Genomic DNA, 23050 nt, shown 5'->3' with positions numbered 1-23050 from the left:
TTACACTTGCACATACCCAAACGTTATATTTTTCTCCAAAATACTCGCAGTATTCTGATAAAGTTGCGTCTGGATGGCTTTTAACCATTTCGGCTAATTCGCTACCGTACTCATCCAATTTACCCTTTATTGTCCCACCTTACTTTTTAGGTTCTAGATGACCTTCGGTTTTCTGTAACTGGAGGAGCTTTTGTACATAGCTTTTTGCTACACCAAATTGAACAGCAACTTTTCTGATTGACGTGCCACCTCCTTCGTATGCATTTACTATTTTCTTTCGTAGGTCAACTGAGTAAGGTTTCATTGTAATTCTTGATGCACTAATATTTAGTGTGCCTCATTAACCTCAAATCTGCTGTATGTATTGGACTTAACAGATAAGCGCTATAGTCAAATTTGGACTAACATAACTGAGTGTTCGCTCGCTTGCCTTGTCAAAGACTCATGACTAAAGTAACATCTCAAGAAATTGCACAGTTTCGCTCTCAATTGGCAGACGATCCTAGCGATATGGAAGCGCTGGATTTAATTGAAGACTGTGATGGAGATTTGGAAGATGCAGCGATGACGCTAGCTATCCGAGCAGGACAACAACCAGAAAGAGCAAATTCCGAGTGGTTAGATGCCTTGGCTAGAAAATGGCGTGTGGTCGTTTGCGAACCAGAATATCGAGAAGATTTGCTTAATACTTCTCTTGTGAAGATGATGGAACATCTAAAAACAACGCCAACATTTCCTAAGATTTTGGCAACGCCAGTTTTGCTATATGTCCTCAAGCAAGGCGTAAACAATTTTTGTGAGCCACTAGATTTGCTAAAATAATCGTCCCATATTTTAATCGTGAGATTAAAATCGCGGCTACGCAAACATAGATGCAAAGCGGCTTCAAAGCCCTTAATCTAACCTTAGTCCGTGCAGACAGACTAGCCTGTAGGAAGACTTTCACTGCATTTGTGTAGTCCTTCTAGTGCTTTGGTGCAAGATGTGAGCCTCCTAACTTCTGATGTAAGTCTTAGAGTAATTCAGGTGTATGACTTCTAGTCATGCGAGGTTCAATCCACCAGGACTGATACGCTGTTAATTAAGGCAAAACTTCTATTAGACAAATTGTAAAATCAATGAATTATCTTGTTGCCGTATTACCAGACCGCATTCAAGCCGAAGCTGCTTACTTAGCTTTAGAAAAAGAAGGCATTAATAGCACTATTTTGGGAAGGGGGTATAAAACGGCTGACGAGTTTGGCTTAATTGACCCCCAAGATCAAGCTAAAAAGCAAGCAAAACAGATGGCAACCTGGCTGATACCATTTGGCTTTTTTGCAGGTTTTACATTCAGCCTGATTACTGGTTTAGATACATTTGCTTGGGCGGGTGAAGTTGGCAATCACATTGTTGGCGGACTGCTGGGTGCTGCTAGTGGTGCAATGGGTGGTGTCTTTGTCGGTGGCGGAGTCGGTTTACTTGTAGGTGGTGGTGATGCTTTACCTTATCGCAACCGCTTAGATGCAGGTAAATATTTAGTCGTCGTTCAAGGTTCTGAAACTCTGACTCGCCAAGCAACCAAAATATTACGTCAATTCGATCCAGAAAATATGCAAGGTTATGCCGATACAAATACTGTGTATTGAATAAATCATAGTTTACAGATCGCGGCACAGCGGCTTGAGTTAGTTTCCTGTTCTTTGGAGATAGCGTCAGCCGCTGCGATCGCCAACAAATCTCAAGTAGAAAGGCTAACCTAATCTGGACAGAAACTGTAGAAATGGGAATTAAAGCTAGAATCAAGATAGTTATAGCAAATTAATTCTCAATTAATAACTGATAATTTTTAAGAATGTTGCCACGAGAAGAACTTTTAAAAGGTGTTGAAAATCGAGATAGTGTAGCTCGTGCAATCGATCAAGCAGAGCAAGCGATCAAAACTTGGGAAGTGGTTTTGACAGATTTTCTATCTCCCCCAGAATTGGCAGAAATTCAAAGGGTGTTTAACCGATTAACAGAAGTGCAATTGGTGGCGTGGGGCGGATATCCGCAAGCTGAACGCCAAAGAATAGCGATCGCTCGTTCGGAACTTCCCTTAGATCGATCTCAAGTCAGCCTTGTAGCTGTAGAAATTGCCGGAAATTTCCTATTTGATACCGCCTCTCACCGCGACTTTTTAGGCGCAATGTTAGGGACGGGAATTGTTCGTGAAAAGACGGGAGATGTGATTGTCTTAGGAGAACGAGGGGCGCAGGCAATTGTTACACCAGAGTTGGTAGAATTTTTGTCAATGAGCCTGAAACAGGTGCGATCGGTTCCTGTGAAAACTCAGCAGATTGAGCTAACAGAATTAAAGGTTCGGGAACCCAAGAAAAAAGAATTAACTACTGTGGAGGCTTCTTTAAGATTAGATGCGATCGCATCTGCTGGTTTTGGTATGTCCCGCAGCAAAATGGTTGATTTCATTGATGCTGGTGATGTCCGCGTCAATTGGAAGGAAGTTACTCAAGCTAGTTCTCAAGTCAAATCAGGCGACTTAATCGCCATTCGCTCTAAAGGGCGTTTAGAGGTTGGAGAAATAGCCGTTACCAAAAAAGAGCGTTACCGAGTTCAATTAACAAGATATATGTAATAAGTTAGGAGTGAAAAGTTAGGAGTGAGGAGTTTTAAATACATCAGTTTATTTAACTTCAAACTCTTGTACAGACGCGATTCATCGCGTCTCTGAACTTCAAACTCTTGTACAGACGCGATTCATTAAGTATCTACTCCTAATAGATACTTAATACTTAGGCTTTAAAGCGTTTCGCTAACATATTCAGTAGAAGTTTGCGCGGTACAAGCCGAGATAATTTGCTTCTAATTTGAGTAGTACTATCAGAGCTAATAACAGTTGGATAGCCTTTTTCTAAAGCCTCTAAAGATTCCCAAACCACTTTTTCGCAAGAATAAACTTTATCTGTACTGCCAGCCAGCGCTGGAGGAAAATTAGCTTCTGCAAAAAAGTTTGTTTCTATTGGCCCTGGACAAGTGACTAAAATACGCACACCATACTGATAATTTTCTGCCCATAATGCTTCACTAAAGCTGAGAATAAAAGCTTTACTAGCAGCATAAACAGAAAGGTATGGTATTGGTTGAAATGCGGTAATCGAAGATACGTTAATAATACTTCCAGAACGACGTTGCCGCATCAAGGGTAAAAATTTGTGGGTTAAATCTACCAATGCCAAAATGTTTAATTGTACGATTTTGACTTGTTTTTCTCCATCTCCTTCAGCAAAATCGCCATAGTAACCAAAACCAGCATTGTTGATTAATAAGTCAATGGTTAATCCCTTTGATTTGGTGGCATCAAATACACTAGCTGCTGCATTAGGTTCTGTGAGGTCTTTTACTATAACATCTATTTGAACGTTGTGTTGTTCTTGTAGTTGTTTAGCTAATTGGTTTAGTTTCTCTTCAGAACGAGCAACGAGTACAAGATTTGTCTTGCGTGCAGCTAGTTCTTGAGCAAAGGCTTTACCAATACCACTAGAAGCACCAGTAATTAAAGCAGTTGACATTCTACATATTCAGATAGTTTTTAAGCACTTATAAATCTTAGCTATGTTGACTATAAGTTTTAACTACCCAAAGTGATATATCCAAAAGGGTAAAAGCAACACTTAGTGACTTTTAGAAACTAAATTAATTCTCCAAATATACCGAGATGGGAGATTCTTAAATCTTCTTCATCTGTATATTGAATAGAGGAGTCGATTTTTTCTGGTAATTCTGCGTTCTGGCGCGACCATTCAAATACAAATTTAGAGTCCAAATGCTTAAGATTAGAAAATATCTGCTTCCATTGGCTTCGTCGAATTCGATTTCCCCACCTTGATTGTAATTCTCTCGAATAGGCTTCCTGTTGATAAATCAAGAACTCAAATGGTCTTTGTTTTCTATCTCTGTGATCTATTAAATCAATGAGATGAAACATAAATCCATCGTTTGATAGGCTACTTACAACATTTTCTAAAAGCGGCACAACATCATCAATTGGGACATGTTCTAACACAGACTTGGAGAAGATAAAATCTATTTTTTCTTGAATCGGCACTTTTTCAGATAAATTAATTGGAGCAATGTATTCTATGCCCAAGTCTTGTAAGGCTTCTACAGATATTTTTTTTAATGAAAGCAGTTTTTTTAAACGTAAGTCGATAATATCCCGATCATCAAATGTAGATAGACTATCTAAGATACTCCAATCTACAGAATTACATATGGCTTTGAAAATATTGTCCGGTTGTAATAACGGGCAAACATCTGTTGCATAAACCTTTTTTGCTCCAATCAGGTAAAATACTAACGAATGAGTAAGTAACCATCCACTTCCAATTTCAAGACAAACTTTATCACGTAATACATATTTTCCTTTACCAGACTGAAGCAGATAGATAGCAACTTCATTAGCACAAATATCAAGCCTTTTGCCTGTAAGAGCTAGCTTACTGGAATGCGTTCTATTATATATACCTTGATACAGTTCGGACGATCTAACCATCGATTTGATTCGTTCATCAAGGATATTTCTGAGTAGATTTTTCATTTGGCACACCTCTATTACTGAATTTAGTGCGAATAGAATATAACATTATTAACTGTACCAGTAAGATAAATTTTTGTATGAAACATAAGTATTTTTTATCAGACTCTTACATAAAGGCAAAATTTGCCTGCGGTATCTTGCTACATCCCCTAACCCCTTTTCTGAATTTTGGGTAGATCCTCACCCAAGATTGGGATACTCCCTTTAGTATGAGGGCTTTTGATTTATGTAAGAAGTTTATTAAGTACGATGTCATAAATAATCATTTTTATTATGGCGATTCAAATTAAAAATTAATTGTCAATTACCATTTTTCAGACCAATAGATAATTTCTGAAGTGGAACTATTAATAGCAACGCCGTAGCTGTCTCCATGATTCCACTTAAAGCCAGGTCTACCTTTGTCATCTGTATTTAATACTAATATTTCATAAGTAGCTGGAAAAGATTCTGTAGGAGAATCACTAGTATAGAAGAAAGTTGTCGGCACACCGTTAGGTTGGTTTATGTGGTCGTTTGTATCACCACCTATATATTTGTGCTTGGCACTATTTCTATATTGTGAAAGTAATTTTTCTATCTTCTTTGGTGGCTCTTTTAACCTAATTTGAAAAAAACTACTTCCTTGTAAAACTTTGGGAGAGTAAGCAATACGAACGTCTTTAGCATCAAGAGGAATCTCATTAGGAAAATGTTTTACTTGGTCATTTTCAGACGATAGTTGATTACGGATTTCTTTGTAGCGTGATGCATCAGTTATGATTTTAGGCTCGCTAGTACTGCTAAAAGTTGTTCTCAGAAAAAAGCTTCCCCCGACAATACTAAGACTAGCAAGGGCTAATAGAAATTGCGATCGCTTCATCAAGTTGGGTGTATCTAACTTTCATAGTCATATACCCAACTAATAAACTAAATTCGTACTATTGCGGATATCGAATCAGAGATATTAACAGAAACTTTGTGTATTTAGAGGAAAATTGCGATAATTGTAAAATTAATGTGAAGTTAGTCAATGATTACCTAGTCAAATACCGTAGGTAATCCTCATTGAGGCCAGTACTACCGTTTTAGCTAACGAAATCAATTCCACGGCCATCCATTTTTTTTCAATTCTTCCTGATGCACCAATAACTAAAGCGGATATATAAATAGTAGATGCACCTTAATTAAATCACAGCCTTCAGCTTTTAGTTGAGGGCTTTTTTTTATGGCTGATATTTTTTATTCTGAAAACAATAAATTCACTCAAAAGTCTAATTTTCCCGGATATGGCAATAAATAAAGCGGATTAATGAATGGTAGATGCACCCTAAGAATTTACAGCCCTCAGCCAAAAGCTGGAGGCTTTTATTATTTCAATATTGATGGCAGCAAACTGGGAGCTAACCACACTGCATAACCAATAAATCCAAACAGTAAGGTAATTAGGGCAGTAATACCGTAACTGATGCAAATTAATAAACCATCAGATTCGATGGTGGCAACAGTTAAAAGTAAAATACCGATAGTCGGGATAGGATTTGTAAGCGGAATTGGTAATATTAGTAATACTGTTAATAAAGAGATACAAAACCCATTAATTCTCCAAATTAAAGGATTATGAGCTATTTTTGCTAATCGAGGACGAGCGATTTTCTGGAAAACTTTGGTAAGCCGTCCCAAGTTTTGCAAAAGTAACTGGGCGAAGGAACGAGGAAATTTATAGTTAGCGATTCTTTTCGGTAGCCAAGGCGATCGCCTTCCTAAAACCATTTGCACTGACAACAGTAGACAAGCACCACCAAATGGGCCAGTTAATCCCGGTGGCATAGGAAGCAAAAAAGGCAAAACTAATAATGTAATTACCAGACTAAAGCCCCGTTCTGAGGTTTCTGTCAGAATATCGCCTAGAGTCAGCGGTTGTTCAGCTAGGCGTTGCAACAGGGATTTTATATCTTGAGAAAATCTCAGATGCATTTGGCGTGAGTTGATGCGAGTTCCCACTTTGTAGTAGAGGAAGATGAGAGAGAATAACTTCTAAACTTTGCTAATTTTAGATTTTGAATTTAAGGAAAATCTAAAATCTAAAATTGAATGACTCCTAACTCTTGCTTTCTGGGGGTACAAAAACAGCTATAGCTTTAGGTATAACCCGAAAATGAGCAGGTGTGTAGGTAGTAATTTCACCATCTGTATTGATAGGGCGAGGTTTGCGAGTATGTATCTCTATTTCTTGACCTTGATGGGAGCGTACACTTTGCCAATGTATATGTCGCCCTCCTCGCATTGCGGGTAGTAATAATATAACTTGCCACCAGTGTTCAATCTCCAAACTATAAAGGTCTAGCCTTTGATCGTCTATTGTGGCATCGTCAGCTACTGCCATACCACCACCGTAATAGCGGCCGTTACCGACTGCAATTTGAACTGTTTTGACGCGAACCAATTCACCGTTGATTGCAATCTCTGCTGTAAAAGGTCTAGCTTCCAAAAGCACTTGCAATGCAGTGGCAGCATAAGCAAATACTCCCCAGCGGCGCTTAACTTCTTTGGTAAGTCGTTGGGTAATTTTTACACTCAATCCCATACTGGCAACGTTAAAAAAGTGCTTGCCATTCACACAACCCAAGTCGATACGCTGTAAATGTCCATCTCCAATAATTTTGCAAGCTTCGTTGAGGGTATTTGGGATTCCCAAAGTTCTCGCTAGATCGTTGGCAGTTCCCAGAGGCAAGATTCCCAAAGGTAACTGAGTTTCAATTAAAGCATCTACGGCAGCATTTAGAGTACCATCTCCTCCGCCAATAATTACCAAGTCAACTCGATCCTTATGGCGAAGTATAACTTCAGCAAGATGTTTGGAATCTTCTGTAGACTCCTCAATTAAATCAAAGCCTAATGTTTTCAGACTTTGAATCGCTTCCGATAGACCCTTTTGCCCTTGGCGAGCATGACGATTTACTAACAGCAGTGCGCGGGAACTCATGGGTAGTACCTTTTGTTGTTGATATGTCCAATTATCCGCATGTATGTATTCTGTTTGATGTTGACTTTAAAAAAGTGTTTAGGCTGTGATGAAAGTTATTAAAAATTCATTTTCATAACATTTATTATATTGTGACTATTAATTTTTAATTTTTCTTTTTCTTTAGTTTAGCTCTACTAGCCCTCAGTATGTCTATCTTCAGCAAATATAATTATTACTCCTCAGTTAAATGAATTTTAGGTGTTTTTATTTATCAAATAGCGAGTTGTTCAAATATTATTATGCCAAACGCAAGAGATATTTTTAATTAAAATAGATACATTTACAGCAGATTGCAACTTTGTGAGGTACAGATTATTTTAGGACTTACGCAAGTGTCACAAAAAAATCGGATTTGTAGTTTGTAGTAAGGGTTTTAGCCCTTATTTTTAGGACTAAAGTCCTCTCTGTGAGACGCTACGCGTAGCTTGCTTCCCCGGAGAGGTACACTACGAACTGAAAATAATATGCCAGTTGCGTAAGTCCTGTATTTGTAAGGGCACAACAATGTTCATAGGTGTCAACTTAAGCTAAAAGCTTTGTCAAACTCTTGTTTCTAGCCTCTTGGCTGGAAATGCACTTCAATTGGGCTGCTGGCGCGAGTTCGGGAGGCGGAGCCTCTAGAACAGCATTTCCAGTCTGAGACTGGGAACGAGACGAACGCTGTTTATAGCGCTTCTGTGTTGAATCCAATACGGCGCTAGTTGGTTGCTTAACGGCGATAAATCCCTATCTTGATTTGGAATTTTGGTTTTATGACTTTTTCGGGTCGGTGTTGCGACCAATAATTGCTTGAAACACGTCCCCTAGTAAAAAGAAAAATGCCGCAACTAACACTACAAGCATTAAACCTGTAAGGGCCGCAAAGGGAGAGATGATAAACAAGATTAAAAGCGCAAACATCAAAATCTTTAGTAATGTCTTATTCATCTTTTTTCATATTGAATAATATGTGTGTTCTCTACAAATAATCAATGAATTAACAATCTGTCACCTGTCTTCTGTTAGATTTAATCTGTGCGCGCTTACTTTTGTGGTCAAGGCGTTTTCTTTGAGAACTGCGAGTTGGTTTAGTGGGTTTGCGTTTGATTGTCACGACAACTGCGCTTTGAATGAGTTCTTGAAGTCGTTTCAAGGCTGACTCGCGATTGTTCTCTTGGCTTCGATGTTCCTGGGCTTTTATTACAACTACTCCTTCTTGGTTAATGCGGCGATCGTTGAGCTTTAAAAGCTGTTGTTTATAATAATCTGGTAATGATGAAGCCGCAATATCGAAGCGCAAGTGGATCGCGGTGGAAACTTTATTTACATTTTGTCCTCCTGCTCCTTGAGAGCGAATCGCAGTAATTTCAATCTCAGTCTGTGGGATAATAACATTATTGGAAATTTGCAGCATTACTCACAAGGCAAAAGAGAAACTTGTAACTTTGAGATAAACTTTCTTTACTCGGTTTGCTTGGCTAAATCTATCATTAAATCTGGGTCTTCATTGTTGTTCAAATTCACTTCTAAAGTCTGTCCTTGGATTGTCACTTTATCGCCCGGTACTAGTCGCCGTCCTCGTCGAGTTTCCAGCATCCCGTTTACTTGGACATCACCACCTTGAATCATCAACTTGGCTTGGCCTCCAGTTGGCACTATACCCATCAACTTTAAAAATTGATTTAACTTAATTGTGTTGTCTCTAATTTTCTTCATAGTAAATAAATCTACACGATCTTAATTGTACCGTTACCTTATCAAGCTAAAGCGTAAATCTGTTACACCAGATAATCAGCTAAGTACAGTATTTCATTAATTCGTAGCAAATTTAATTTGGCAATACCCTGCAATATCAATGCGTTGGCGAACAATGCCGTTGTGTCGCCCTGCGTTTAACAACGTGATGCTTTTAAGCAAAACTTTGCTGAGAAATGTGAATTTACAGCAGTTTTCATTTAATTGAACTGTATATGTTGTAGAAGCACAACAATGCTGTACCTCTACTGTGTGGTGTATTTACCTGAAAATTGCTAATTTTATTAATTGGCTGTGATGAAGCGACGCCGATAGCAAAGCGTTAGCGAGTCTACGTACCCCTATGGGGAAGCAAGCTACGCGTAGCGTCTCGTAGAGAGCGTCATTGCCCGTCGTAGATATCGCTCTAACAAAAACTGTAATACCAGTTATTATCTATAATGTTGATCGACAAAACTGCCAGATATGGGCTAAAAACTACTCTGGAAGGTTCTTTTAGTGTGTTCAGGGGACTGGATCTATGATTAAGCTTGGTTTATTGGTACAGTCCCAGAATAACTCTTTGGGTATTGGAAAAGTTACGGAAATATCTGATACTAATGCAAACGTTGAGTATTTCTGCTCTATAGGGCAACGTCTCCAAAAAACTTTACCTTTAAGTTCGCTCTCTCAAGTGAAGCTGGAACCCCAGGCTCGATGCTATATTAAGTCCCAAACTCAGGATAAATGGATAGTAGGCAGAGTTTTTATTTGGGATGATGATACAGAAATGTATCAAATTGATTTACCAGATAAGAAAACTGCGATCGCATCTGTTGAAGACATTTACGTTCGTTGTAATCTACCAAATACAGACCCCATCCAAACTCTAGCGATGAAGGGTCACGAAACGCCTTACTTCCACGACAAAAGATTGGCTTTCGTGAAATCCTTGACTCAGCAACGCGCTGTGAGTCGCGGGATGACGGGACTGATTTCGGCAAATATTAATCTTTATCCTCACCAAGTTGAAGTAGTCAGGCGGGTACTAGAAGACCCAATTCAACGCTACTTGTTAGCAGATGAGGTGGGACTGGGAAAAACCATCGAAGCGGGTGCGATTCTGCGTCAATTCCTTCTTGATGAACCGAAAAAAAATGCGGTGGTATTAGTTCCGCAATATTTGCTCAAACAATGGCGGACTGAGTTAGAAAACAAGTTTTACATCTCCCATTTTGGCAAACGGGTAGCGGTGCTGGCGGTTGAAGATATTCATAAAATCAACCTGAAAGCGAAGATAGGCTGCTTAATTTTAGATGAAGCTCATCATATTGCAGCAATGGCAACCTCTAAGGATGCAACAGTGCGCCAGCGTTTTCAGACTTGCAAAGAACTGGCTCATAAAAGCGATCGCTTACTTTTATTATCTGCCACTCCGGTTCTCAATCACGAGCAGGATTTTCTGGCTATGTTGCACTTGCTCGACCCGACAACCTATAAAATTGGCGATCTAGAAGGTTTTCGCGCCAAAGTTGAAAGCCGTCAACAAATTGGTAAACTTCTGCTTTCTTTTAAAGAAGGTGCAGAACCAAAGGTTCTCAAAAGCAACTTGCAGCAATTGCGAAAGCTCTTGGCTGAGGATAAGTATTTTCTGAAGCTGGCGGATGATTTGGAAAATTTACCAGTAAATTCTCCTGAACAAGAGCAAATTGTGCAAGCGATTCGCGTCCACGTTAGCGATATTTATCGACTACATCGGCGAATGCTTCGCAACCGTCGCGCTGCGGTGGAAGATGTGATATTTGACCGCAACTTTACGCCCAAAGAAGAGTATGATTTAGACGAGCGATCGCTTGATATCCACGAACTGCTCAATCAATGGCAAAGTGTTGCTCCTGATGAAAAGCAATATCAGCGAATTTTTCTGCTGTTATTTCTCGCTGCTGGTACTTGGTTAGGCATTTTAGAGCAGGTAATTACGGCGCGTTTAACTGCGAAACCTCATGCTAAACTCATCCAGGAGTTTAAAGAAGATGATGTTCGCCTGTTAACTACAACCCCCAAATTCTCAGGGGAAGAAGAGATTCTCCAATCCTTACTAAAAATTATTCGTCAACCTCAAGAGGACGGACAGCGGACGGAAAATTTGAAAACAGTGCTGCTGAATCAGCTAGGTACATATTTCAAAATTCCCGCAAACGTTCGGAAGAATCAAAAGGAATTCATTACCAGGATACAGCAGAGAATTAAAAGACCAATTACTGGCGATATTCTGCCCAAATTTGTTGTATTTACCAGTTTTGTGCAAACTTGTGGCGAAATTGTCCGGTATTTATCTGATACCTTTGGTGCAGAGACAATAGCCAGCCATCAATTTGGAGAATCACCAGACAAAGTTGAAGAAGGCTTAAATCGGTTCAAGAATAACCCCAACTGCTTTATTTTAGTATGCGATCGCTCTGGAGAAGAAGGGCGTAACCTCCAGTTTGCCGATTGGTTAATTCATTTTGACCTGCCTTGGTCGCCTAATCAATTAGAGCAGAGAATTGGCAGACTTGACCGCATTGGCAGCAAAATTGGCATCCAATCTAGTGCCTTGATTGGCCCCTATTTGGAAGATAGCCCTCACAATGCTTGGTATAAAGTATTAAAAGATGGGTTTGGCATTTTCCAACAATCAATTGCCAGTCTCCAGTTTTATGTTGATGAGAAACTTGCAGAATTAGAAACAGTTTTGTTTCAATCAGGTGCGGCTGGATTGTTAGAGATGGTTTCACCAATTCAAGAGCAAATTGAAGCAGAAATCGCCAAAATTAGCGAACAAAATGCTCTAGATGAAATTGATGCCAACGATGAAATTGCTACCGAGTATTTTCAAGAGCTAGATAATTACGATGCTCGTCATCTAGAAATGAAACGAGCAATTGAAGGCTGGATTTGCGACGCGCTGGGATTCAGAGGACTGAATAATCCCGATTCATCAGAGATGCGACGTTATCAACCAACAACGCGGACATTAGTGCCGATAAATGAGTTAAAAGACCGTTTTGCTGAGAGTTATCTAGACCAATTTGGTACTTATAATCGCAGAGTGGCAAACCAGAATCCTGGTGTTAAACTCTTTCGAGTTGGCGAAGGATTTATCGAAGCACTCTTGAATTATATCAACTGGGATGACCGAGGTGAAGCCTTTGCTCTGTGGCGCACTGATGCATCTTGGGATGCTAAAGAAGGGAAGGAGTGGTTCGGTTTCCAATGCAATTATGTAGTCGAGGCAAATTTAAAAATTGCCAAACAAGTTTTACTAGATAACAAACTAGATAATTCTCAATTCAAAAACTTGCAGCGCCGCGTTGATGCTCTATTTCCACCAATTATAGAAACTATCTATGTTGATGGTCGAAAGCAGCCAATCCGGGTTGTTGAAGATAAAGCACTCTTAAGTATTCTGCAACGTCCATATAAAGATAAAAACAATAATCAAGGACGAGATTACAATTTAGCAAAAGAGCGCTTAGGAATTATTGACGATTTTGTTGACCCTAGTAAATGGCAAAATTTTTGCTATCAAGTGCGTAACGCTTCTGCGGAATTACTTGCCAATCGTCCCGATTTTATTGATTTATGTCAAAGTTGTGCTAAAGTCGCCGAAAAAAAATTAGCCAATAGAGTAGAACAATTGCGACTACGTTTAAATCAGCAAAGTTGGGATAACGCATTAGCTGAAGAATTGAAGATAGAAACTGCTTTAAATGCAGCCATTCTAGAGGGAATTCGCCAGCCGCTTCTGAGAATTGATTCTGTGGGTTTTATTGTGGTATCGGGGCGATCGCTTGTGCAATTTGAGTGATATGGTGTGTGATTAAATAGCTTTGTAATCCTAATTGAGAGCTTGAGATCCCCGACTTTTTCAAGAAGTCGGGGATATTTTTGTTCTGGTGTTACTGATGAAATTGCTATAAAAACATATACAGCAGCTCTCAAGTAGATGAGGTACAAAGTATAGGACTGCTAAAATTATGTTTTTATTGAGAATGAATAAGATTTAGAAAAAACGTGACTATTAGTCAGGGTGTCATCCATCGCAGTACCAAAGAATTCACAAACAAAAGGAGAACCGATGACTGATAAAAAGGTTGTGTTAGTAACAGGAGCATCATCTGGATTTGAGCTGTTAACTGCTCAAAAGCTTGCTCAAGAAGGTTACTGGGTCTTCGGTACTAGTCGCAAGGAACATCCAACTGTACAAGATGTGGAAATGTTGACACTCAATGTTACCTCTGAGTCTTCAGTCCAATCATGTATCAAACAGTTGCTTGCACGGACTAATCGCATTGATTTACTGATTAACAATGCTGGACAAATTCATGCCAGTATGATTGAAGAAACTTCTTTAGAACAAGCCAAGGAGGTTTTTGAAACCAATTTTTGGGGTATTGTCCGAGTTAGCAATGCTGTTTTGCCAGTTATGAGACAGCAGCGTAGTGGGCATATTATTAATATCAGTTCAGTGGCGGGATTGATTGGCGCACCAGGCCAAGGTTTTTACAGTGCAAGTAAGTTTGCACTCGAAGGTTATAGCGAAGCATTGAGCGTGGAACTAGACCCTTTCAATATTAAAATATCTTTAATTGAGCCTGGTTACTTTAAGACCAACTTCAACCACGCCATGTTGTCATCCACATTGAATTACGCTGATTACGACAATGTACGCGATGTGATTCGCTCAACTGTTAGTCAAGCAATTGCACAAGGCGACGATCCTGAAAAAGTCGCACAGACGATTCTATTTGCTGCTCGTAGTCGGTCGCCACGATTACGCTATCGTGTTGGCAATGAGGCACAATGGTTGCCTCGCTTAAAAGCAATATTGCCAGATAACTTATTTCGATTTGGTGCGCGCAAGCGGTTGAATTTACCATAAATCACAACCAAATCGACAACGCCCGATATCACACGCTCAAAGAAGGTACTAAGGCTAAAGTTTTTGTCAGATCGGTAAGGAGAACGCGATCGCACAGGTTAAACAGTTCTGCCTCAGTAGAAGTATGTCGCATCAACCGTAAAAAATCACCTTCAGTGTCAACACTCAGGGCAATGTAGTTGAGAAACATTTTTAGATAGCCGACGCGCGATCGCTCTGGCATATTTGCTGCTGTGGGGGTTTGCCATAAACGATCGATATAGTTGCGTACCTCCGCCAAAGGAACGGGCGCGATCGACTCGCAGCGCAAAGCTTGCCGAATTTGATTAAAAATCCAAGGATTCCCGATCGCCCAGCGTCCCACCATCACACCCGCCGCGCCCGTTTGAGAAAGCACTTCAACAGCAGTTGTCGCCGAGTTGATATTGCCATTAGCAAGCACTGGACAATCGACTCGTCTAACTGCTTCAGCGATCAAATCATATTTTACTGCCCCGTGGTACATATCTTTGACGGTGCGACCATGTAAAGAGAGCAAATCAATGTTGTGGCGATTGATTATATCTAGAATTTTGTAAAAATTATCTGTATTTTCAAAGCCTACGCGCATCTTGACGGTCAAAGGGCGATCGCTAACTGCTTGCCGTAATTCTCCCAAAATCCGATCCACTTTTTCCGGTAAGAGCAGCAATCCACCTCCAACATTTTTGCGATAAATTCTAGGTGCTGGACAGCCCATGTTCAAGTCAACTCCAGCGATATTATAGTTGCAGAGTTCCTTTGCTGTTCTGACTAAATCTGGAATGCTTTCGCCAATCATTTGCGCAAAAACGGGACGACCTGTGTCGTTTTCGGTGATTGCTGCTAAAATGCCACGATTAAGCCGTGAAGTATCATTAACGCGGAAATATTCGGTGAAAAAGTAGTCAGGACTGCCATACTGGGCAATCACCTTCATAAACCAGAGGTTTGTCACATCCTGCATGGGCGCAAGAGCGGTGAGTGGTAGGTGTGGATAGAACGATTGGGGGAGCGATACCTGGGGCATAAAGACGAAGAGCGATCGACAAAGCTCACTGTTAAATTATAAGTAGCTAGACGTAAATCAATTAAAGTTTGTAGAGAGGACTTTAGTCCTAATTATCGTTGCTTTGAGCGATGAATCGCTCACTACAAACTAGGAGTTTATTAGTAATCTTATTCAACAATTTTTTTATCAAAACTAACTAATACCACAAGCTGCTAATTTTACAGTTAAAGCATTGGGGTAGCGCCACAGTTGAGAACCACCAATCCAAAGACGTGAGGGTAAATGACCGATTGGTGCTTTGAGACTAAAATTGAATTCCGAATTGGCAGAACTATAATTGTATATATGCCAACCAACTTGATTGCAAAAAATTCCATAGTCGCCATTGACGTTTTTGTAAATAAGTGTCTGTATGCTAAAACCAAAGCGTTTCTGACTGTAACTCACCCATAAAAGGTCAATAATTTGTAAATCTTGACAGGCGAGTTTCTCAAGATCGCTACTAAATATATAGCTACCTCTAGGTTTTGCTAGCGCTTGACATATAAGTTCCCAAGTTTCTCGATCTGCTGATTCCCATTTTCCCTTTGCTAATAAATCACGCAAATGTGTATAATCAATAGTATTTACTGTACGATAATTAGAAATATTTAGCAATTTCTTTGGTTGTTGTTCCAGTATGTGTAAAACTTCTGTTGCCGATTGGAAGCGTTGCGAAACGGCATTTTGCAAAAGTTTATCTAAGATTTCACAGAGGTGAACGCTAACAGTATTATTTGCTGGTAAATGTTCTTGCCATACCCAGCGATCGCTAGCAATATCGAACAAATCAAAGGGAGAAACATTGGTAAGTAAGTAAATACATGTTACACCCAAGCTGTAAAGGTCACTGGCTGGCAATGTTTTTCCTCGCATTTGTTCGGGAGCGATATATTCTGGGCTACCTACTATCGTACCTGTACGAAGCTGCTTCATATTATTGGCGAATTTGGCAACTCCGAAATCGATTAAAACCAGGTCTCCTCGACTTGAACGGCGCATAATATTTTCCGGTTTTATATCTCGGTGGATTACTTGTCGGGAATGGATAAATTGCAATGTGAGCAATAAACTTTTTAATATCTCCCAAATTTGCGGTTCTTGAAAAACGCCCTGTTTTTGTAATTCCTGGGCGAGTGTTTGTCCATCTACTAATTCTTCAACGATATAAAATTTTTGATTTTGTTCAAAGTGCGCTAGTAATTTGGGTATTTGAGGGTGTTCTAGTTCATTGAGACTAAGGGCTTCTTGATGAAATAAATTGACAGCCTTGTGCCAAATCTCAGTATTTTCCTTTTGAAAACATAGTTGTTTGATTGCACATTTGGGTCGATCTGGAAGATGTTCATCAATAGCTAAAAACGTTCTCCCAAAGCCACCGCTTCCAATGACCGCGAGTGGACGATATCGCTGTTTAAGTAATAATTCCTGACCACAACTATTGCAAAAACGAGAACTGTCAGAATTTTGTGGACGTAGGCAATCAATATTAGTACAGTAGCTCATACTACAGGAGTTCTATTTGTTGGAATTACTATATATAAAGTATTCCCATTAGAAAAGCACTCTTACTAGTAGAAAAAACAGCGATGCTTAGGTTGGGCTACGCCTACGCACTTTAGAAGTTTTAGCATAGTAGCAGTGTAGTGCCTGTTGCAAGCGATCGCTACTTTGGTGCAACTTTGACTCTTTGAATTTTTGTCAGATACAAGAGTGCTACAAACTAATAAAAGTATCAAAAGCTACTTCACCTAACGTTTAGTTGCCTCTGCAATGCGTTCCCCAAAGCGTTATTCTCTGTTATTCTTCTAAAAGAAAATTCTTTTGCTCCAAGTCTTTCTCCTATTTATATTAACCAGGTATGTGTCTCAATGATGTAGCGATCGACCGTGCCAGCCCCAGTGATGTTAGTGGAATCGTCAAGTTGGCCCAAGCCAATGACGCAGAACATGGTGGTATGTTGTTAGGTCATCTTGAGCCAGAGGCTGTGATCATGACTATCTCTCAAATGCCAAGCGTTGTAGCCCGAAAAAATGGTCAAGTTGTAGGATTCTTACTCAGTTGGTCAAAGACAACTGCTAATCTACCAATTATAAAGGTGATGTTACAAACCTATCCTGGTACAAAAGATGCTTACTTGTATGGCCCTATTTGTGTTGATGAAACTATGCGTGGGCAAGGTATTGCTGCGGAAATGTTTGCTAAGTTGAAAGATTTGCTACCAAAGCGGGAAGGAATACTGTTCATCAAGGCAAACAACAAAGCATCACTTCAAGCACATCAAAAGATGGGTATGTGCAAAATAGCAGAGTTCATCTATGAAGGCACTGAGTTTTTGATATTCGCGTATAATAGCTAATACCATTTTAGATTTTGGATTTGAGATTTTGGATTGGGAATTGCCTTGGTGCGTCTGGCTTGGTGTGAATCCATGTGTCGCAATCATTTTTCAAAATGGTATAACTAATTGATAGGTTCTCTTTGAAATTAAATTGAGTAGCTAATCTGGATCGTTTAGTTATTTACTACTTGCTTAATCTGGAACGTGACAAAAGTTAGTGATGGGAGAGCGACAAGGCTCTAAGCCTTAGCTGACTAACATGAGTCGGCTCAATTTTAGTGGCGTTCAATAACTAAACATTCATTTTGGACTCTGGTAAGCATATCGTTAAAAGCAGGAGTATAACAACCATCTTTATCAACAACCTTACGAAGAGTATACTCACCAGCCCGAGAAAGTCCGCCGAACCAAACATTCTTTCTGTGCCAAATATCTCCATTGAGAGAATTTTTGTCTTGGGACATAGTGAAACTCACAATCGATTTTGGAACTGATATTCCTAGAAAAATAGGTGTGACTTGAGCTTGTTGCAAAGTTTCATCTTCAAACTGAATTTTGTAACTTACTTTAAACCATTGAATTGAACGTAGTAATATCCAGCCAGCAATCGAGTCATGAAAAGTCCACTGTAGCGGGGCAAATATCGGTAAAAGCAAAGTCATCTTCTGTATATCCCATTCTAAATTGTACATAGTAATGCAAGTATCTGGCAGTGGATTGCCATCCATAAAAAACACACCTTTAAGGATAGATGGTAAGTTTGTTTCTTTGATTGGAATCATCCAGGTTGCAATATTATTAAGTTGCTTTTTTTCAATTAATTCAGCCATATAATTTGTAATTACTTCCTTTCGGCTAAAAGAATACCTAAATTTTTAACAAACCGAGTCAGAGAAAAGATGAGTAATCTGGCGCTAGAAAAAGAGTAAAATCAACTCAAAAATCCAGAACAATTACCAAATTATAATTCCGCATGAGAAGTAGGGTTTCACTAGATGTGCATTGGTGTCAACTTAACGTGAAAGCCAGCCTAAAACAAGCTTCTAGATATTGTCTCGTTGTCTCGTTCCCAGTCTGAGACTGGGAATGCCGTCCTAGAGGCTCCGCCTCCCTTGCTGGCGGCAGCAGCCCCATTGAAGTGCATTTCCAGCCCAGAGGCTGGAAACGAGATTTGAAAAGGTTTTCAGCTTAAGTTGACACTAATGACATCTGTGTGTCCCTACTGTAAGAGGATGTTTGAAAAGTTTTCTTCTCGGTAACAAAACGTTCTAGATCCCCCTAAATCCCCCTTAAAAAGGGGGACTTTGATTCCGGTTGCCCCCTTTTTAAGGCAACAGGGCTGTTTCATTCGATCTCTTAAAGATTTTGTCAAGAGTATGAGTCAGAAATTTGCTTGAGTGGGAAAAACAAAAACTACCAATTCAATCGGGAAATTTAAGTGCTAACACCATTTTATTGGACAATCAGATTTTTTATTCACCTGATTTTTTTACTTGAAACGCTTGTAACTCAACGCTTTTTCGGGAACGAAACAGTCCTGCTTTTTAAGGGGGGCTAGGGGGGATCGGTTAGTGCCTAAAATCACAGCCAACCACTTTTCAAACAACCTCTAAGTCTCTTACTCACAGTCGTTGAGCAAAACCTTGTAGTACTAAATTATTAGGAGTAACGGCAGTCACTTTTTCAAAATCCCATTTGACTTCTGTAATTGAGTCCCATTGATAGTTGTGAAACAGATGTAAACAGAAAATTTTGATAAAGCCAATTGATAAAGATTTACCAGGACAGGCTCGTTCATGCTCTTCGCCATTCCAAGATAAGATATCTGAAAAATTCCGTGTTAGGTCAAAATTATCTGGATTTTGGTATCTATTGGCATCCCGATTAGCTGTAAGAATAGAGCCAAGCAAGCGAGTACCTTTTTGGAATGGACATTTTTGTTTTCCAATATCAACTTCACCGGCTTCAGTGGTGAGTTGGCTAACAAATCGCACAGGTGGATAGAGACGAGCCGTTTCTAAAATCACTTGATTGAGAAGTGTTGATTTTTCTAGAGCGTCTGAGTCTAAAGTTTTCTTGCCATTCCAGACTGCATTCACCTCTGACACTACATCATTTCTGAGAGTATTATCTAAGCAAAGAACACCAATCACAGATCCTAAAAGCGCACTCGTGCCGGCAGTTCCGGCGATATGAATCATATCGAAAAGTGTATTAGCAATTTGGTGTTCGTTCAACTGATACTGAGCGCCTGTTTCAAAGTAAGATGCCCATTTAGGTGATTGTTTATATCGGTTAATTAAATATTGACGATGCCGAATTCTTGGCGCTGTTAATATTGCCAGCAGATACTTGCTGATAAAATTAGGCAAGGATGCAAGAGCCAAATTTTTAATGTAACTATCGGATGCTGTGATTTCTTCCTCAGATAAAGATATCTGAAAAACTAGTTGATGCAAACTCGACAGCATGATCTTTGGCAAATCATTGCCGATGTGTAATTTGCCTTGTTTAGCAGCCTCTAACAGGCTTTGCTCAACTAAATCCCCTAAAAAGTCTATCTGCCCTGACGGTTCCGGTAAAGCTTGTAAGATTACAGTACGTAGTCCTGTGTGTTCGTTACCGTTTGTTCCCAAGCTCAGAGGATTATCCAGCAAGTAGCTTGGAGCTAATATTCTGATGATACCTAAATCATTTCCTCGTAGTTGTGGTTGGGTTTGCATTAGTTCTCTCACCTGCGAGTGAGAGGAATGCATAATTGCTTGATCGACTGCAAAATACTTGTCTCCAATATTATCCTTACGGATGTAAAGAAAGTCTCGCCATGCATTGAGCATGATTGACGCATCCATGTAATAAAAAATCAAGCGGAGAAACTTACCGATCGCAGTATCGTAACCTACTTTAGCTAGTATAGGTGCAAGCCAAAGCTGGCGATCGTGATTTTTGAGGACTTTATCTTTAAGTGTCATAGTATTTATTTTGAGTCATTGGTCATTGGTCATTGGTTATTGGTCATTTGTACCTAATTCAGATTCAGATTCAGATATTGATGCTTTGAGGAATTTTAGAAGGAAGTAGATACTCATAGGGTGGACGGTGTAAATTACGTTGCTTGATGGTATCTTCTACCTGCTGAAGATTGCTCTGGAATGCTTGTAGCAATGGTTTTACTTTTTGGTCTGTAAAGTATCCTTGCTGATAATCGCCCAGCTTGTTATAGTACACAGACCCTAACAAGCTGAGTAGGTTGTATTGCCGTTGCGCCTGATCTAAGGGTGGGAGCAAATTAAGGTAGTCTTGCTCAGTAACTTCTCTTTTGAGAGTTGAGGCTGGTAAATAACCTGCCAATGGTATGGCTGCGGCGTAGCCCATAAAATCTTTTTGCGGAAAGTTAACCGCAGCGTGTTGGGCGCTGGCAGTGAAAATAATCAGCGTAGTGGCATCAATCAGGTAATTGAGCGTTTTGATGCCTCCATCTTCGCCAAAATCGGGGATGCGACCACCATCGTAAGCTGGGATTTCGGCTGCCCACGCTTGCAATTCTTTATCTTTTTGAATGTCTTCATCCGTGGTGTAGTAAAGGTTCAGGTAGTCTGCAACCCATTGATGAATCGCATTCCAGACTAGTAGGGCATCATCTCGGTAAGGATAAACGGGCAAGAGGTTGGGATCGTCTACACCACGCTGTTGGAATTGCTTAGGTAAGATGGCGCTGTTAAAACCATAGCTTTGCAAGGCTAGTACTGCTAAAACGCGAGAGTTATCGATTGATGATGAGAGTAATCTATCGACACCACCGCCTGGAGCTATGAGAATACGTTGAGCGGCATCGTTAATTGCCAAAGTGCTGTCAAAATGCGGGCGCAACAAAATTCTTAAGGGATGGGTAAGTGGCAGTTGTCGAGCGGTGGCGATCGCAAAAGCACCAATTAACAAGTGAGTTCTTGCTAGATGAGTAACAGCTTCGTGGTAGTTGGCATCTGCTATTTGGACTATTGTTTTGGCAAAAAGCCAAGCGTATCTACCGGAGTTAGGGGTAACAATTGGATAATCTGGGCCTGGGGTTTGACCGCATTGAATGGCTATCGGCCGCAATAAACGAGTGGGGTCTGAGCCTTTGGGTAAGGCAAACAGTGCTAAAGGAGCATAGAGATATTTTTGCTCGTGTGGGAATGTACCGTTGACCGCACCATCTAAAATTTTATAGTCAGCTAAGTAGAGTCTGCCTTCAAGTCCGGCTGCTGTTAATGAATCGTCAGTTCCCATCACTGCTTGGTAATGTTCGTCTGTGACTGGGAAGCGATCGCCTGGAGTCGTGACTCGCGCGATCGTAACGGGATTGTAGCCAGCCACTCGCATATAGGCAAATACTTCATCTGATTGGTAGGTTTTAGCGATCGCTGGCACACCAATCACTTGAAACAAATTTTCGTAGTCCTTGAGACTGGTTGCATGTCCTGTCGGCTGTCCTTCGTATAGAAGGTTAATTATCCTATTTAGAGCATCTCTGAGGATCACAAGTCCGTTTTCTTTCAGAATAGAATAAAAAAGATCGTCGAGTTCTCTAACATCCTTAGATATACCTTTGAGTAAAAACTGAGGGATAATTTGCAGAATTCTTGCCAGAATACTGATTTTTACTGGTACTGCTCCCTTGAGCAAGGCTTCTAAAATAAATTTTTCGACATCATCACGAATCGATTTAGAACCTTGATTGCCTCTGTTGACAATTAAGGTATTGATAAACACAACTCGTAACTGCTGGGCTAATAAAAAATACCAGTTAGTGGTGAACTCTTCGGCAATAGAAAGCCGATCTAGCATTGCAATTGATGGAATATGGATGTAGTTATATTGATACTCTTGCCTAGCTATGTCTAAAGTATGAGTACTTGATGAACTGATTAAATTTTCTGGTGATGAAGCAGTCATTGACTCTACTCATGTTTAGTACGGGGAACTTTAATAGTTTAAGATAAACAGGTTTGATTTACCTAAACGTATTATCGCAATCAAGTTTAAAATTACGATTTTTCTCAAGTAATTTTCTCGATTTTATCAATTTTGAACCACGCACTAACTGTTGAAAAATCTTGCAAGAAATATTTAGCAATACAAATAATATTTGCCAAGATTTAGAAACAATTCTCAAAGAAAACTTTCGGACTAAAGTATTGTGTTGGAGTTGACATTTGAACTACTGAAACAAGATCTGGAATATAAATATCAGATTCTTCCTCTGCTGCCGATGTCTCCAATGCTTCCTCTACTTACACAAGATAAAATATTTTTCTATTACCTTCCCTCTATCAAAAATCTATCTCTACCTCACTGCCTTTATCCTTCAACAGTTAGAAGCAACGAATTTTGCTCCATGCAAAGCTATGAAGGCAAGTTCTCATACTGTGGCAAAAGGA

General features: G+C 39.8%; 19 protein-coding genes. 6 read left to right on the top strand and 13 right to left on the bottom strand.

All coding sequences use genetic code 11. The features are described from left to right. Positions 1–444: 444 nt before the first annotated feature. The 3 genes from RMY32_RS02370 (at position 445) to RMY32_RS02360 (ending at position 2614) form a co-directional block, all read left to right on the top strand. Positions 445–822 carry a hypothetical protein gene (locus tag RMY32_RS02370; RefSeq protein ID WP_322670819.1) on the top strand — a complete coding sequence of 126 codons (378 nt, stop codon included), beginning with the start codon at positions 445–447 and terminating at the stop codon, positions 820–822. 296 nt (positions 823–1118) lie between these two features. Next, on the top strand, positions 1119–1628 hold the full coding sequence (locus tag RMY32_RS02365; RefSeq protein WP_322713843.1) for a hypothetical protein: 510 nt from the start codon (positions 1119–1121) through the stop codon (positions 1626–1628). A gap of 206 nt (positions 1629–1834) precedes the next feature. Then, positions 1835–2614, top strand: coding sequence for a photosystem II S4 domain protein (locus RMY32_RS02360; RefSeq protein ID WP_322692679.1), 780 nt, complete (start codon positions 1835–1837; stop codon positions 2612–2614). Between the two features lie 157 nt (positions 2615–2771). On the opposite strand, the gene RMY32_RS02355 is transcribed toward RMY32_RS02360, so the two are convergent. The 8 genes from RMY32_RS02355 to RMY32_RS02320 form a co-directional block, all read right to left on the bottom strand. Beyond that, positions 2772–3548 (bottom strand): SDR family oxidoreductase, encoded by a 777-nt coding sequence (locus tag RMY32_RS02355; protein ID WP_322713842.1) that lies wholly within the window; start codon positions 3546–3548, stop codon positions 2772–2774. Positions 3549–3667: 119 nt separating this feature from the next. Then, the gene (locus tag RMY32_RS02350; protein WP_322713841.1) at positions 3668–4576 is read right to left on the bottom strand and encodes a hypothetical protein; all 909 of its coding nucleotides are present in this window, start codon (positions 4574–4576) and stop codon (positions 3668–3670) included. 304 nt (positions 4577–4880) lie between these two features. Beyond that, a complete protein-coding gene (locus tag RMY32_RS02345) occupies positions 4881–5438 on the bottom strand; it encodes a hypothetical protein (protein WP_322713840.1) in 558 nt (185 codons plus the stop codon). A gap of 488 nt (positions 5439–5926) precedes the next feature. Continuing rightward, positions 5927–6532, bottom strand: a complete 606-nt coding sequence (locus RMY32_RS02340; RefSeq protein WP_322713839.1) for an exopolysaccharide biosynthesis protein — start codon at positions 6530–6532, stop codon at positions 5927–5929. Between the two features lie 124 nt (positions 6533–6656). Continuing rightward, a complete protein-coding gene (locus RMY32_RS02335) occupies positions 6657–7541 on the bottom strand; it encodes a lipid kinase (RefSeq protein WP_322713838.1) in 885 nt (294 codons plus the stop codon). 792 nt (positions 7542–8333) lie between these two features. Continuing rightward, positions 8334–8510: a hypothetical protein gene (locus RMY32_RS02330; RefSeq protein ID WP_322683420.1), complete on the bottom strand. Its 177-nt coding sequence runs from the start codon at positions 8508–8510 to the stop codon at positions 8334–8336. Between the two features lie 49 nt (positions 8511–8559). Then, on the bottom strand, positions 8560–8976 hold the full coding sequence (gene arfB, locus RMY32_RS02325) for an alternative ribosome rescue aminoacyl-tRNA hydrolase ArfB (protein WP_289797303.1): 417 nt from the start codon (positions 8974–8976) through the stop codon (positions 8560–8562). 47 nt (positions 8977–9023) lie between these two features. Continuing rightward, a complete protein-coding gene (locus RMY32_RS02320) occupies positions 9024–9278 on the bottom strand; it encodes an RNA-binding S4 domain-containing protein (RefSeq protein ID WP_322692671.1) in 255 nt (84 codons plus the stop codon). Positions 9279–9837: 559 nt separating this feature from the next. On the opposite strand from RMY32_RS02320, the gene dpdE reads away from it, so the two are divergent. After that, positions 9838–13146, top strand: a complete 3309-nt coding sequence (gene dpdE, locus RMY32_RS02315; RefSeq protein WP_322713837.1) for a protein DpdE — start codon at positions 9838–9840, stop codon at positions 13144–13146. Positions 13147–13416: 270 nt separating this feature from the next. Then, complete coding sequence (locus RMY32_RS02310) at positions 13417–14220, top strand: SDR family NAD(P)-dependent oxidoreductase (RefSeq protein WP_322713836.1); 804 nt, start codon at positions 13417–13419, stop codon at positions 14218–14220. Between the two features lie 28 nt (positions 14221–14248). Here RMY32_RS02310 and RMY32_RS02305 read toward each other — a convergent pair whose 3' ends face one another. Together RMY32_RS02305 and RMY32_RS02300 are read right to left on the bottom strand one after the other, a co-directional pair. Beyond that, on the bottom strand, positions 14249–15268 hold the full coding sequence (locus RMY32_RS02305; RefSeq protein ID WP_322713835.1) for a tRNA-dihydrouridine synthase family protein: 1020 nt from the start codon (positions 15266–15268) through the stop codon (positions 14249–14251). A 174-nt stretch (positions 15269–15442) separates the two neighbouring features. Next, a complete protein-coding gene (locus RMY32_RS02300) occupies positions 15443–16795 on the bottom strand; it encodes a serine/threonine-protein kinase (protein ID WP_322713834.1) in 1353 nt (450 codons plus the stop codon). A gap of 355 nt (positions 16796–17150) precedes the next feature. On the opposite strand from RMY32_RS02300, the gene RMY32_RS02295 reads away from it, so the two are divergent. Continuing rightward, entirely contained in the window at positions 17151–17648 is a 498-nt protein-coding gene (locus RMY32_RS02295) for a GNAT family N-acetyltransferase (RefSeq protein ID WP_322713833.1), read from the top strand. A gap of 257 nt (positions 17649–17905) precedes the next feature. Here the strand turns inward: RMY32_RS02295 and RMY32_RS02290 are convergent, their stop codons facing one another. The 3 genes from RMY32_RS02290 to RMY32_RS02280 all read right to left on the bottom strand — a co-directional run bounded on the left by RMY32_RS02290 (position 17906) and on the right by RMY32_RS02280 (position 22565). Beyond that, positions 17906–18460, bottom strand: coding sequence for a hypothetical protein (locus RMY32_RS02290; RefSeq protein WP_322670833.1), 555 nt, complete (start codon positions 18458–18460; stop codon positions 17906–17908). Positions 18461–19252: 792 nt separating this feature from the next. Beyond that, the gene (locus RMY32_RS02285; protein ID WP_322713832.1) at positions 19253–20602 is read right to left on the bottom strand and encodes a cytochrome P450; all 1350 of its coding nucleotides are present in this window, start codon (positions 20600–20602) and stop codon (positions 19253–19255) included. Positions 20603–20672: 70 nt separating this feature from the next. Beyond that, on the bottom strand, positions 20673–22565 hold the full coding sequence (locus RMY32_RS02280) for a lipoxygenase family protein (protein WP_322713831.1): 1893 nt from the start codon (positions 22563–22565) through the stop codon (positions 20673–20675). Positions 22566–23050: the final 485 nt, after the last annotated feature.

Origin of the sequence: Nostoc sp. ChiSLP03a (genome assembly GCF_034531215.2) — a bacterium.
Classification (GTDB): domain Bacteria; phylum Cyanobacteriota; class Cyanobacteriia; order Cyanobacteriales; family Nostocaceae; genus Nostoc.
Note: the sequence above shows the minus strand (reverse complement) of the source record. Positions and strands in the feature narration are given on the sequence as shown.

What these genes read in the sequence shown, in the direction of transcription:
- RMY32_RS02370 (WP_322670819.1), top strand. Translation starts at nt 445, where the DNA reads ATGACTAAAGTAACATCTCAAGAAATTGCACAGTTTCGCTCTCAATTG.
- RMY32_RS02365 (WP_322713843.1), top strand. Translation starts at nt 1,119, where the DNA reads ATGAATTATCTTGTTGCCGTATTACCAGACCGCATTCAAGCCGAAGCT.
- RMY32_RS02360 (WP_322692679.1), top strand. Translation starts at nt 1,835, where the DNA reads ATGTTGCCACGAGAAGAACTTTTAAAAGGTGTTGAAAATCGAGATAGT.
- RMY32_RS02355 (WP_322713842.1), bottom strand. Translation starts at nt 3,548, where the DNA reads ATGTCAACTGCTTTAATTACTGGTGCTTCTAGTGGTATTGGTAAAGCC.
- RMY32_RS02350 (WP_322713841.1), bottom strand. Translation starts at nt 4,576, where the DNA reads ATGAAAAATCTACTCAGAAATATCCTTGATGAACGAATCAAATCGATG.
- RMY32_RS02345 (WP_322713840.1), bottom strand. Translation starts at nt 5,438, where the DNA reads ATGAAGCGATCGCAATTTCTATTAGCCCTTGCTAGTCTTAGTATTGTC.
- RMY32_RS02340 (WP_322713839.1), bottom strand. Translation starts at nt 6,532, where the DNA reads ATGCATCTGAGATTTTCTCAAGATATAAAATCCCTGTTGCAACGCCTA.
- RMY32_RS02335 (WP_322713838.1), bottom strand. Translation starts at nt 7,541, where the DNA reads ATGAGTTCCCGCGCACTGCTGTTAGTAAATCGTCATGCTCGCCAAGGG.
- RMY32_RS02330 (WP_322683420.1), bottom strand. Translation starts at nt 8,510, where the DNA reads ATGAATAAGACATTACTAAAGATTTTGATGTTTGCGCTTTTAATCTTG.
- arfB (WP_289797303.1), bottom strand. Translation starts at nt 8,976, where the DNA reads ATGCTGCAAATTTCCAATAATGTTATTATCCCACAGACTGAGATTGAA.
- RMY32_RS02320 (WP_322692671.1), bottom strand. Translation starts at nt 9,278, where the DNA reads ATGAAGAAAATTAGAGACAACACAATTAAGTTAAATCAATTTTTAAAG.
- dpdE (WP_322713837.1), top strand. Translation starts at nt 9,838, where the DNA reads ATGATTAAGCTTGGTTTATTGGTACAGTCCCAGAATAACTCTTTGGGT.
- RMY32_RS02310 (WP_322713836.1), top strand. Translation starts at nt 13,417, where the DNA reads ATGACTGATAAAAAGGTTGTGTTAGTAACAGGAGCATCATCTGGATTT.
- RMY32_RS02305 (WP_322713835.1), bottom strand. Translation starts at nt 15,268, where the DNA reads ATGCCCCAGGTATCGCTCCCCCAATCGTTCTATCCACACCTACCACTC.
- RMY32_RS02300 (WP_322713834.1), bottom strand. Translation starts at nt 16,795, where the DNA reads ATGAGCTACTGTACTAATATTGATTGCCTACGTCCACAAAATTCTGAC.
- RMY32_RS02295 (WP_322713833.1), top strand. Translation starts at nt 17,151, where the DNA reads ATGTGTCTCAATGATGTAGCGATCGACCGTGCCAGCCCCAGTGATGTT.
- RMY32_RS02290 (WP_322670833.1), bottom strand. Translation starts at nt 18,460, where the DNA reads ATGGCTGAATTAATTGAAAAAAAGCAACTTAATAATATTGCAACCTGG.
- RMY32_RS02285 (WP_322713832.1), bottom strand. Translation starts at nt 20,602, where the DNA reads ATGACACTTAAAGATAAAGTCCTCAAAAATCACGATCGCCAGCTTTGG.
- RMY32_RS02280 (WP_322713831.1), bottom strand. Translation starts at nt 22,565, where the DNA reads ATGACTGCTTCATCACCAGAAAATTTAATCAGTTCATCAAGTACTCAT.